Source organism: Paenibacillus polysaccharolyticus (assembly GCF_900102085.1).
Lineage (GTDB): Bacteria > Bacillota > Bacilli > Paenibacillales > Paenibacillaceae > Paenibacillus > Paenibacillus polysaccharolyticus.
Window position 1 is genome coordinate 148,435 of the sequence record NZ_FMVM01000003.1, and the last position, 12,605, is coordinate 161,039.

At 45.1% G+C, this 12,605-nt stretch carries 11 protein-coding genes; 1 reads left to right on the forward strand and 10 read right to left on the reverse strand.

Annotated features, from left to right (window positions below; translation table 11 throughout):
• The first annotated feature begins 220 nt into the window (after positions 1–220).
• Positions 221–457: a tyrosine-type recombinase/integrase gene (locus BLQ13_RS29145; RefSeq protein WP_090916810.1), complete on the forward strand. Its 237-nt coding sequence runs from the start codon at positions 221–223 to the stop codon at positions 455–457.
• Positions 458–601: 144 nt separating this feature from the next.
• Here the strand turns inward: BLQ13_RS29145 and glnA are convergent, their stop codons facing one another.
• From glnA to BLQ13_RS05380, 10 genes are all read right to left on the reverse strand, one after another.
• Positions 602–1,930, reverse strand: a complete 1,329-nt coding sequence (gene glnA / locus BLQ13_RS05335; RefSeq protein WP_090916813.1) for a type I glutamate--ammonia ligase — start codon at positions 1,928–1,930, stop codon at positions 602–604.
• A 130-nt stretch (positions 1,931–2,060) separates the two neighbouring features.
• Entirely contained in the window at positions 2,061–2,474 is a 414-nt protein-coding gene (locus BLQ13_RS05340; protein ID WP_056689944.1) for a MerR family transcriptional regulator, read from the reverse strand.
• Between the two features lie 82 nt (positions 2,475–2,556).
• Complete coding sequence (locus BLQ13_RS05345) at positions 2,557–3,810, reverse strand: methionine gamma-lyase family protein (RefSeq protein WP_090916816.1); 1,254 nt, start codon at positions 3,808–3,810, stop codon at positions 2,557–2,559.
• Between the two features lie 86 nt (positions 3,811–3,896).
• Positions 3,897–5,183, reverse strand: a complete 1,287-nt coding sequence (gene hflX, locus BLQ13_RS05350) for a GTPase HflX (RefSeq protein WP_090916817.1) — start codon at positions 5,181–5,183, stop codon at positions 3,897–3,899.
• Between the two features lie 112 nt (positions 5,184–5,295).
• Positions 5,296–6,267 (reverse strand): AAA family ATPase, encoded by a 972-nt coding sequence (locus tag BLQ13_RS05355; RefSeq protein ID WP_090916819.1) that lies wholly within the window; start codon positions 6,265–6,267, stop codon positions 5,296–5,298.
• Positions 6,268–6,380: 113 nt separating this feature from the next.
• A complete protein-coding gene (locus BLQ13_RS05360; protein WP_090916821.1) occupies positions 6,381–6,944 on the reverse strand; it encodes a ribonuclease FAU-1 family protein in 564 nt (187 codons plus the stop codon).
• 301 nt (positions 6,945–7,245) lie between these two features.
• On the reverse strand, positions 7,246–9,918 hold the full coding sequence (locus tag BLQ13_RS05365; protein ID WP_090916823.1) for a transglycosylase domain-containing protein: 2,673 nt from the start codon (positions 9,916–9,918) through the stop codon (positions 7,246–7,248).
• Between the two features lie 166 nt (positions 9,919–10,084).
• The gene (hfq, locus tag BLQ13_RS05370) at positions 10,085–10,327 is read right to left on the reverse strand and encodes an RNA chaperone Hfq (protein ID WP_090916826.1); all 243 of its coding nucleotides are present in this window, start codon (positions 10,325–10,327) and stop codon (positions 10,085–10,087) included.
• 544 nt (positions 10,328–10,871) lie between these two features.
• Positions 10,872–11,828: a tRNA (adenosine(37)-N6)-dimethylallyltransferase MiaA gene (gene miaA / locus BLQ13_RS05375; protein WP_090916828.1), complete on the reverse strand. Its 957-nt coding sequence runs from the start codon at positions 11,826–11,828 to the stop codon at positions 10,872–10,874.
• Positions 11,809–12,594: a class I SAM-dependent methyltransferase gene (locus BLQ13_RS05380; RefSeq protein ID WP_090916831.1), complete on the reverse strand. Its 786-nt coding sequence runs from the start codon at positions 12,592–12,594 to the stop codon at positions 11,809–11,811. Before BLQ13_RS05380 ends, miaA begins: the two co-directional genes overlap by 20 nt.
• Positions 12,595–12,605 lie beyond the last annotated feature (11 nt).

Genomic DNA, 12,605 nt, shown 5'->3' on the forward strand with positions numbered 1-12,605 from the left:
CATTACTATAGCTGATAGACGTATCGCAATTAATAAAACTATTGTTTACAATCAGACAAATGTAGATAAAATTTTCGCCCGCCTAAAACTTCTGCTTCAAAAAGATCAATAATGATAACTAAAAATTTGGCAGAAGAACTAAACGAACAGATTATCTCACAAGAAGAATTTGAGAAACAAGTTGGAATGGCTACTGATGATAGCTTGAAACTAATTTTTCATCGCGGGGACGGTCGTCCATTCTCGAAATCAATCTTACAAAGAGCACTTAAACGTATATGTAAAAAAAGCTAGGATAGATAAAGAAATCACCATACATGGGCTCAGACATACACATGCCGTCATGATGTTAGAATCTGGAGCTAGTATGAAAGAAGTTCAAAAGAAATTGGGACACGTCTCAATTAACGTAACTTCTAATATATATGCGCACATCACAGAAGTGATAGAGGGCTAGAAGCATTGATAAATATTCTTCATATATGGAGTATCCTAAGAAAAATTAACATCAGCGGTCAAAATAAAAATCCCACTAAAAACAAGCTGAAAATAAAAAACCTTGGCAAGCCGAAAATCCAGCATTACCAAGGCTTTTGTCACTCTAATACAACGTGATATATTGATCGCGTTCCCATTGGTGGACTTGTGTGCGGTACATATCCCACTCAATTTCTTTCAGCTCGTAGAAGTGAGCCAGGGCGTGGTCGCCGAGAGCGTCACAGATGACTTCGCTGCGGATCAATTCGTTTAATGCTTCTTTCAGGTCAGCTGGCAAGCTAGGAATGCCTTCTTCCACACGCTCTTCTTCTGACATGATGTAGATGTTACGGTCGATCGGAGCTGGTAAGGAGAGCTCACGTTTGATTCCGTCCAGACCTGCTTTCAATAAAACAGCCAAAGCGAGGTAAGGGTTAGCAGCTGGATCCGGGTTACGAACTTCAACACGAGTACTCAGACCACGTGAAGCAGGAATACGGATCATTGGGCTACGGTTACTTGCAGACCATGCTACGTAACAAGGCGCTTCGTAGCCAGGTACAAGACGTTTGTAGGAGTTCACAGTCGGGTTAGTGATTGCTGCAAACGCACGTGCATGCTTCAGCGTTCCAGCCATGAAGTGACGTGCAGTTTTGCTCAGGCCCAGTTCGTCCGACTCGTCAACAAATGCGTTCTCATTGCCACGGAACAAGGATTGGTTACAGTGCATACCGGAACCGTTCATACCGAACAATGGTTTTGGCATAAACGTAGCATGTAATCCATGCTGACGTGCAATCGTTTTAACAACGAGTTTGAAGGTTTGGATCTGGTCTGCCGCTTTCAATGCATCCGCATATTTGAAGTCGATCTCATGCTGACCAGGAGCTACCTCGTGGTGAGAAGCTTCGATTTCAAAGCCCATTTCTTCAAGTGTAATAACGATATCACGACGACAGTTTTCACCAAGATCTGTTGGTGCAAGGTCGAAATATCCACCTTGGTCATTCAGTTCGTTTGTTGGATTTCCTTTTTCATCCGTTTTGAACAAGAAGAATTCTGGTTCAGGACCAACGTTAAAGGAAGTGAATCCCATTTCTTCGGCTTCCTTCAGGTTTCGCTTCAAGATGCCACGTGGATCACCCGGGAATGGGTTGCCGTCTGGCAGATATACGTCACAGATCAAACGTGCGACGCGATTATCGGATACCCATGGGAAAATAAGCCAAGAGTCAAGATCCGGATAGAGGTACATGTCGGATTCTTCGATACGAACATAACCTTCAATGGAAGAACCATCAAACATCATTTTGTTATCCAAAGCCTTCGTTAACTGGCTTACAGGAATCTCAACGTTTTTAATCGCTCCCAGCAAGTCGGTGAATTGCAATCGAACGAATCGTACGTTTTCTTCTTTGGAGATGCGGAGAATGTCTTCTTTTGTATAACTCATGATTCCTCTCCCTTTCTTATCTGCGTATTTGGCTTGCATGTTATATTTGTACATTAGAATGTTCCACGGGTCAAGGAGTCTGACATCAGAAGTTTGAAATTTATCTTACCCGTCTCGTTAGGTGAACCGATTATTTTTTATTAAAAAAACGAGAAAGTTCACCTTGGATGAGAGATACTTGACCTGGTCTTTTGCCTGACACCAGCTGCTGCTTCAGCAAGCGGTGCAGTTGCGTATCGGACAGCTCTCTACGTTTAACTTCCGTATCTGGCGTAATCACCGTTGCCTCTTCAGACTCTTTCGAGACAGGATTCATCACTTGCTTGATGCCTGCAATGTTAACTCCTTTTTCAATCAGAGCTTTAATCTCTAGCAATCTCTCAACATCGTTAAAGGAAAACAAACGCTGATTCCCTGAAGTTCTTGCAGGAACAATGAGACTATGCTGCTCATAATAACGAATCTGTCTCGCGGACAGGTCGGTAAGTTTCATTACGATACCGATCGGGAATAAGGCCATATTTCTGCGAATCTCGTCGCCCATGTTCATCAACCTTCCAGTCATCTATTCTTGACCCTATTGTACATTTAGTTGTTACAAAGTGTCAATGACATGTTAGATAAACTCACAATAATTTACGATCTTTCATCGCTTGTAATGCCATTAAAACGCCATATTTAACATGAGAGTAAGTCAACCCACCTTGCATATAACCGATAAAAGGCTCTCGAATCGGTGCGTCGGCGGATAACTCCAAGCTTCCTCCTTGGATAAACGTACCTGCCGCCATAATGACAGGATGCTCATATCCAGGCATATCCCAAGGCTCAGGCACAACATGGCTATCAACAGCTGCTGCCTGCTGAATGCCTTGCACAAAAGCAATTAGATGCTCCGCAGAGCTGAATTGCACCGCCTGAATCAGGTCGGTACGCGGCTCATCCCACGCAGGCTTGGTTACAAATCCGGATGCAGCAAACATCGCCGCAGCAAAAATACTTCCTTTAATCGCTTGACCAACAATGGTCGGAGCCATGTAAAGTCCTTGGTAGATGCCTCGTGTTGTCCCCAGCATAGCACCGACCTCACCCCCAATACCAGGTGCAGTCAAGCGATACGCTGCCAGTTGTACATACTTCTCTTTACCACATATGTATCCTCCGGTTTCTGCTAACCCACCACCAGGATTTTTAATCAACGAACCTGCCATCAAGTCCACACCTACTTCCGTAGGTTCGCGTTCTTCAGTAAATTCGCCGTAACAATTATCCACAAACACGATAACGTCTGGTTTCAACGATTTAACACGTGCCACCATATCTGCAATCTCCTCAATTGTAAACGAAGAACGCCAGTCGTAACCGCGTGAGCGCTGAATGCCTATAACCTTCGTTGCTGGCGTAATAGACTTTTCCACCGCTCCCCAATCCACTTGCCCTGCGTTTGTGAGTTCAGTTTCAGCATAGCCAACCCCAAAATCACGGAGAGACCCTGTTCCATCACCAGGCTTGCCGATCACTTTATGTAATGTGTCATAGGGCTTACCTGTGATGTACAACAGATTGTCTCCTGGCCGCAATACGCCGAACAGGGCCGTACTTATCGTGTGTGTTCCTGAGGCAAAATGAGGACGCACCAGTGCAGTTTCTGCACCAAACACATCCGCATACACCTCATCAAGCACCTCACGTCCACGATCGTTATAGGCATACCCCGTTGAGCCCGCAAAATGATAATCACTTACTTTTCTGCGCTGAAAGGCATCGATAACTTTCCATTGATTGTGATCTACAATACGATCAACCTGATGAAGTTGTCCCTCGATCTGACGTTCCACCTGATGTTGAAGTTCTAGAATAGTTGAATCAAACCTTGCCATCTTGCTTCATTCCCCTTTTATAGCACGAAACTGACGCATTCGAATCAATTCTCGTGTCAACTTATCACATTAATATGTCATGAATATTACAGTTCAATGAAATCTTCGAGTAAATATGCAAACTTCTCATATTCACCTTTTTGCAGCTCGACTTGATAGATAACATCGTTCTCATCATATTCCGTTCCTACAACGTCTCCGATTTTATAGAGTACAGATGTCAGATCCCCACGTTCCGCCGGAATACGGAATCGCTTCGTATCGCCTGTCAGTTCCGCTTGAATCAGTTCACGAACCTTGATCAAATCTGATTCATCAAGTGCACTTATTTTAATATGCTTTTTATCCAAAGGAAGCATCTGTAGTTGTTCCGGCGTGCAGGCATCTTTTTTGTTATACAGAACAAGCTGAGGCTTGTCCCCTGCACCAAGTTGCTGCAAAATGGTATGAACTGTGCTCATCTGATCGTCACGCATTTCGGATGAAGCGTCTACAACATGTAAAATCAGATCAGCCTCATTCACTTCTTCCAATGTCGCGCGGAAAGCCGCAACCAAATCGTGAGGTAAATTCTGAATAAAACCAACGGTGTCCGTCAGTACAATTTCTTTACCACTCGGTAGCTCCATTGTACGTGATGTTGGATCGAGCGTAGCAAAAAGTTGATCCTGAATGTATACATCCGCTGCGGTTAACTGCTTCAACAATGTTGATTTACCTGCATTTGTGTAACCTACTAAAGCAACTTGAATAATCCCTGTTTTTTTACGACGCTCTCTGTGCAGTTTACGATGACGTGTGACTTCCTCGAGGTGACGCTTTAGATCATCGATCCGTCCCCGGATGTGACGACGGTCTGTCTCCAGCTTGCTCTCACCTGGGCCTCTTGTCCCGATACCGCCCCCAAGTCGTGACAAGTTTTTACCATGCCCCGATAAACGCGGCAACAAGTAGCTATGTTGCGCCAGTTCTACCTGAATGATCCCTTCCCGTGTACTGGCACGTTGCGCAAAGATATCCAAAATAAGCTGTGTACGATCAATAATTTTCAGATCCAAAGCCTCTTCCAGATTTCGAACCTGAGCGCCAGACAACTCCTGATCAAAAATAGCTGTCGTTGCTCCCAGCTCGTCTGCAACCAAACGCAGTTCTTCCACTTTACCTTTACCAATAAACCATTTCGTGTCCCTTGTTTCCCGGTTCTGGGTTAATACATTGAGAACTTCAACGCCTGCGGTTTCAGCCAGCTTCACAAGTTCCTGTAATGAATACTCATGATTAATGCCTGAACGCTTCACTTCATCGGTAACCAGACTGACCAATATTGCGCGGTCTTTTTTGGTTGTATCTGTATCGTGCGTACCCATTGTCATATATATACCAACTCCCCTGCTCCGTATAAATACATTAAACCACGAAATGCCCGTGGCATGGTTAAAGCCGAACCGGTTAGCCCGGCCGGCTCTGTTAAAAGGTTATTATCGCTTACTTTCGTTCAAACTTCAAATCTTCTGTACGAATAGTCATGAGCTCCAGCTTACCCGGACTTCCATCCGAGTACTGCTCCAGCAAACGAACAGCCTGATGCCGGATTGATCTCTCGATTGCATTCCTTACATACCTGGCGTTACTGAACGCGTGCAACGAATCATTCTTCTCCTGAAGAAGATGTTGCTTTAACTTGAGTATGGTCTGAGGCATCAAAATATAATCACGCTCTTTGGCCATAATCTCAGAGATTTGGATCAACTGGTCAATCGTATAGTCTGGAAATTCAACCTGAATCGGAAAGCGAGAAGGTAAACCTGGATTCGTTTGTAGAAAAAAATCAATTTCTTCCGAGTATCCCGCCAAGATCAGAATAAACTGGTTTTTATGATCCTCCATTGATTTTACAAGTGTATCGATCGCTTCCTTGCCAAAATCTTTCTCCCCGCCGCGAGCCAGACTGTACGCCTCATCGATAAACAAAATGCCTCCAAGGGCTTTCTTAACCAAATCTCTGGTCTTCTGAGCCGTATGACCAATATATTCCCCCACAAGGTCAGCACGTTCCACTTCAATAAGATGTCCTTTGTTCAGCACGCCCATCTTCTGAAACATTTTGGCTACGATTCTGGCTACCGTGGTTTTGCCCGTTCCGGGGTTGCCTTTAAAGATCATATGATACACGTGTGCACCACTTAGCAGACCTGCCTCGGAGCGCATCTGCGCAATCTGAAGAAATGCATAAATTTCGAACACCAAATCTTTGATATTTTCGAGTCCCACCAGTTGCTCAAGTTCACCCTGAATCTCCTGAAAATGCGCATGCTTTGTTAAACTTTTAGCCGCTTGTACCGAGAGTGCTTCATCTTTAGCGAGTATTTGAGGTTCCTGGTTACGTAGTACCACATTAATTTGCCTGGATGGTCTGCCTCCCGGTTGCCCTCCTGCAGCCATGACCCGTCCGTTCATTCGCCATCACCTCTATTTTATCGGGCTGATCTCTCCTGATTATTAATGTATTCTATCAGGTGTCCAGATATTAGAAGGATGTACAAGAAAAGTTCTGGTCAGAAAAATTCGTTTTAGACCTGGATGTTTTTGCGAAACTCACCGTTCTCAAACAACGTTTGTCTGTGCTTCAGTGATAACTGAAAGTATGGGAACACATGAGCATCAATGGCATGGAGCAGTTCCTTCGCCGTTTTGTTCGCGAGATCATAATCTCCGGTTGTAATATGTTTGCGTGACAAGGCATCCTCAAGCTCATCCTCATCCAGCAAAAAGATCTCTCCGTCCTTCAGCACAACAACGTCCAAATAGAGATCATCAAACCACGGAACGCCCTGATCGGTAATTCCCTGGCTTCGGCAAGTATCGATGTACCATTCTACAATTTGCTGCTGATCATCAAACATGGCTGTAACAACAAAGTGTTCTCCCTTCGGATAATACTGAAGCCAGGAATATCCCTTGTCAGCGATACAGAAGGTTGTACCTCCATACGTCTTCCACAAAGGTTCTTTCAAATCCTGTATGGTGTACAGCGTAATGTAACCTGTGAAAATTTTGGACTGAACGAACCGGCATGTAAATTGTCGGTTCGTAATCCGGCGCCAGTTTGCGCGATCCCCGAATTTCCGTTTCATACGAACCCCTCTTTGCCGACTGCAGATCTATGATCTGCATTTTGGATTGGTGAACATTTATACGTCTGCTAGAGAACAAGTGCTATGAATCTGCTCTATACAACGTATTACGAATAGCTACAGCTTACCATATTTAAAGGATACACTCAAAACTAAGCTTGTTGTGCCGCTATTCATGGTTCACATGATCTTGGATATCGAATTGCAACCTTCCTTTTGTACATACAAAACAAAAACTGCTTCACCGGCGAACCGGGAAGCAGTTTTGAGTACACATATATACTATTGTGAAATAGGATTTTTATCCTCCCGAACCGGATTGAGGGGTAGAAGGAACTTCTGTTCCTCCGCCGTCTCCACTGGTTCCACTGTCTGGTGGTGTAACGACTTGGCCCGGGGTACTCACTCCACCATCACTTGAGCCGTCACTTCCAGGATCAGTCGTTCCTTGTCCTGGCGGAGTACCACCACCGTCCGGTTGACCATTCCCAGGACCCGATCCACCATTGTTACCATTGTTGCCATTACCATTTCCGTTGTTTCCGTTATTCCCATTACCATTGTTGCCATTCTCGCTTCCATTACCATTGTTACCATTCGGGTTACCATTATCGCCGGCACCATTGTCCGGATTATCCGTACCTGGCACTTCAGGATCTGTACCTGTTTCAGGATCTGTACCTGGATCTGGTTGCTGCGGATTAATCTCCTGAGCTTCGATCATAAGCGAAATGGTATTGGATGGGCTAGTTTCCTGTGCGGAAGCCGTATCATAAGCCGTTACATAATACTCATAGGTTAGCCCAGGTAATGCACTTAAATCCTGCGCACTTGTTGAGCCAACAGCATCGATCAGATGAGTAAACTGAGCTTCCGATGTCTCCTTCCGGTAGACACGATACTGCGTATTCGCATCTCCAGTTCCAGTCCAGCTAAGTGAAACGGTCTGAGTAGATGGATCATAGGATCCATTCAATCCGCTCACTGATAATGTCGGTTGCTGTGGTTGCTCCACGGGAGGAGGTGCCTGACCGCCAGCTGGCGTTTTGAACTCTTTCACAGGGACACCTTTTAATGCATCTCCCATGACTTTGGCGAAAAACGCTGCAGACAGCTTACTGCTGTTCTTAAGCATATGTTTTGCATCCGGATTGTCATAACCCATCCAGACAGCACCAGTCCACTCAGGAGTGTACCCGACAAACCATACGTCACGGTTCGAACTGTTGCCAGCAATACCACTTTGCACAGTTCCCGTTTTACCGGCTACTGGCCGATCCAGACGAGCGGAGCGTCCGGTACCGTCATTTACTACGTTTTGCAACATCTGCGTAAGTTGATATGCGTTCTGTTCACTCATCACACGTTTGGTTTCTGATTTATCATGTTTGTAAATGGTTTTCTCGCTACTATCCACAATACTTTTTATGGAGTAGGCTTGCTGATACTCCCCAAGGTTAGCAAAGGAGCTGTAAGCTTGAGCCATCTCCAGTGTATTCGTACCTTTGCTAAGACCACCCAGAGCGATTGCCAGGTTTTTGTCTTGGTCCGTCAGCTGAATGCCTACACTTTTCGCAAAATTAACTCCCGTATTTACCCCGATCTTATCCAGTAACCACACAGCAGGTATATTTTCCGATTTTGTTATGGCATCGGTCATGCTGATCGTAGAAGAGTATCCATGCAGGTTACCCGGACAATAATTTCCGAAACACTGCTTCTCATTGCTCAGCGGCGAGTTCGCACTGTATTTTCCTGTCTCCAGAGCCGGAGCGTAAGATACAATTGGTTTAAACGCTGACCCTGGCTGTCTCCGACTTTGCGTTACACGACTATATCCTTTGGTCTGATAATCACGTCCGCCTAACAAGGCAACAAGACTGCCATTTTCATGATTCATAATGACCATCGAACCTTGAACCTGTTGATCATCCTTGCTTGCCTCAAACAAACTGTCATCCGAGAAAGCATTCTCCACAGCTGTTTGAGCCTGCGCATCCATCGTTGTATAGATTTTGAAACCGCCAATATTGAGATCGTCTTCCGTCATGCCCGTTACACGCTCTGCTTCACGGAGCACATAGTCAATAAAAGCTTGATACTTTCTGTCTTTCTCAGGCGGCGTATATTTATAAACCACAGCCTTCGCTTCGTTCATCTCCGCCTCGGTGATGTAACCTTGCTCATACATTAATTGCAATACCACACCCCGACGTGTTTTCGAATCATTTGGATTACTCAGCGGATTGTATGCAGATGGCCCTTTAGGCATAGCAGCCAGTGTAGCGATCTGCCACAGCTTAAGGTCGTTCAGGTTACTCTTTCCAAAATAAAACTCCGATGCAGCCTTGATTCCATAACGTTGATGGCCAAAGAAAATCCGATTCAGGTACATCGTCAAAATCTCATCTTTGGAAAACTTACGTTCCAGCGCCATCGCAATCGATACCTCGGTTGCTTTCCGGAAGAACGTTTTATCACGCGACAGGAACATATTTTTAGCCAGTTGCTGGGTCAGCGTACTACCGCCCTCTACCATGGAACGTGCCATGATATCTTTGACGGCTGCACGACCAATGGACCAGATATCTACCCCTTGGTGCTCATAGAACCGTTTGTCCTCTGTAGCAACAAAGGCTTCTTTGACCAATTTCGGAATATCATCGGATTCCACAGGTTCCAGCTTTTTGATGGACAGCTCGCCCATAATATTATTGTTGCGATCATAAACCTTTGACGTTTCATTGATTGTTGTTTTATCCATGTTGGCTGTGAGCAGGCGTTCACCACTAATTAAAATAAACAAATATCCGCCTAGCGCACAGAATATGGCGACTGCCATGGTAAAAAACAAAGTCCATCCAACGCGTTTCCCCGTAATTTTTTTCTTTTTAGAGGTCTTAGGTTTCGCTTTTTGGTTTGACTTGTTATTGGTGTTGCGATTATTAGACCTCGATAACGGATCGTTTGGCATGTTACCTCCTGACTCCCTTTCAGTTGCATGTTTTCTATTTCTCTGGCGAGCACAAGCTTATATTAAACCTATTTTGCCCGGAATGAAAAGAACAACCCTTATTAGGTTGCTCTGTTTCAATCCTATACTTGTAGACGAAATGGTTTGTGAAAAGGTTTCGGATTTTTTAAGCTTCGCCGCCGTTGTCTTGCTGCATCAGCGATACGCTGCGTTGCGGCGTGAACGTGGAGATGGCATGCTTGTAGACCATTTGCTGGCGTCCGTCGCTGTCAATGACGATCGTAAAATTGTCAAATGCCTTGATCGTCCCGCGGATTTGGAAGCCATTGGTCAGATAGACCGTAGCTGGAATGTTTTCTTTCCGCAGTTGGTTCAAGAACGTATCTTGGATGTTGATGGACTTGTTCATTAGCCGTACCCCCATTGGTTCATTTGAATTCGTAGTGTAAGTATTATTCAATATCGCTGAGTAGCTTTCGTGCTATTATATCATGAACAGTTTCATATAATCCACAAAAACCCCTTGTCCCTTTTTCACATCTCCCAGAGGAGAGGCTATAAAATTAGTAGACTTATCCATTATACACTGCCTTACAGATTTGCAAAAGAGGAACAAATTTCACGTAATAACCGTATAACAAGGCTCCACTAAACAAGTTTTAATGCCTTATACCGTGTTAAGTAATATCACACTACTAGTAAATGGTTCCACACAGGAACGACCATTTGCTCTATGAGAAAGTTACGTAGCAGACTGAATCGCAGATCAGTTCCCCCTACATTCGATCTCAAAACCTCAGATTTCCGAAGAATGATCACTTAAATCTTATCCTGAAATCAGCGATTTGAATCATATTGATAGAACCCTTTTTCATATATGGGTAGCATACCTAATCAAAAATAAAAAAACCTCCAGCTTTTCATCGAAAAGTAGAGGTCTTGTCTGACTAAGTTTATTTCCATGTATGTGTAATCAAATCATTTATTTGCTTAAACTGGCCTTCAAAATTCCCGGTGTCCGTCATGTCCACCCAGTGAATATCTTTCATATGACGGAACCAGGACAACTGACGTTTCGCAAAGCGGCGTGTATCCCTTTTAAGCCACTCTATCGCAGCATCCCAGCTAACTTCACCTTGCAAATATGCAGCAATCTCCTTGTATCCCAAGCCCTGCATAGAAATATGACCTCGCGCGACTCCGCGTTCCAGCAACGCTTTTACCTCATCGACCAGTCCTTGCTCGATCATGAGATCGATTCGCTCTTCGACTCGTGCATATAACTTCTGGCGATCCATCGTCAAACCGATGATGAGTAGATCGTATGGAGACTCTTTTTTCTGAACAGCCAGCTGCTCCGACCATTTCTCTCCTGTAAGATGGAAGATTTCAAGCGCACGTACAATTCGCCGTTGGTCATTCGCATGGAGACGATCCGCACTGGCTGGATCAACTTCCCTGAGCCGATCATGAAGTGCCTGTGCCCCATGCTGCAGAGCATAACTGAACTGCTCTTCCCTGAAAGCTTCATCTGAACCACTGTCCGAAAATTGAAAGCCATAACAGACCGATTCCACATATAATCCCGTGCCACCCACGATAAAAGGCAGTTTACTCCGGGCATGAATTTCAGGAATCAAACGTGTGCAGCTTTCCTGAAACTCCGCTACGGAATACGGATATTCCGGCTCATGAATGTCAATCAGATGATGGGGAATGCCCTTCATTTCTTCCGTCGTTATTTTCGCCGTTCCGATATCCATCTCACGATAAACCTGCATGGAATCTCCCGATATGATTTCACAGTTAAAAGCCTGTGCCAGCTCAATGCTCAATCTTGTTTTGCCTACAGCTGTCGGTCCAACCAGCACCAGTAGCTTTGGTTTTTTTTCAACTTCCGGTTTCAACATTAATCACTCCGTACAAGGTTTTTGCATTCGCCCGATCCAGCACCTGGAATCCAAGCCTTTCAAACTCTGCGCTGCCGCGTTTTTCTTTCATGACCACTCGCTTGCGTGCGACTCTCTTCGCCTCTTTAATACTCTCTTCCGCTAATGCACGGGCATTGGCATAGTCCCGTAAAGGCTTGATTGCACTCGAATCCATCATCGGTTCACGAAACATCGGATCAAAATAAACCGTATCACAGCTATGGTCAGGCAATGAACGAAGCAGTTCCAGATGATCCTGATTTCGCAGTTCAATGCGCCGGAACGCCTCGTCTATGGATGGTTCGTTGCTCTCATAATGGGACATGCCATCAAGTAAAAGTGTATAGAGTGGCGCGGAGCTTTCACAGGCAATCACATGCCCTCGAACACCTGTCGCCACCGCAAAAACGAGTGAATCCGAGCCAAGCCCTGCGGTACAATCCACAACCGTATCTCCTTCGCGAACAGCACCTGCTTCAAGCATCGGATCAGGCTCTCCCCTCAACACTCGTTTGGCACGTACAAATCCCATACTCGGGTGAAATTCAAGCTCGGATGCATCTTTCCGGAACAATCGCGCTCTCCCTTTCAGCACCACCAGAATCTCCTGAACCTTATACTGCTCAAGCAATTTGGGCAGAGATGTTCTGTTGCGTGCTACATAGGTGCCGCCAGTCGCAGCAGCCAGTGCACGCGCACGTTCTACCAGAGAAGCCGCCTCCTTGTCACCCGTCGTTATATACATAATATCCCCCT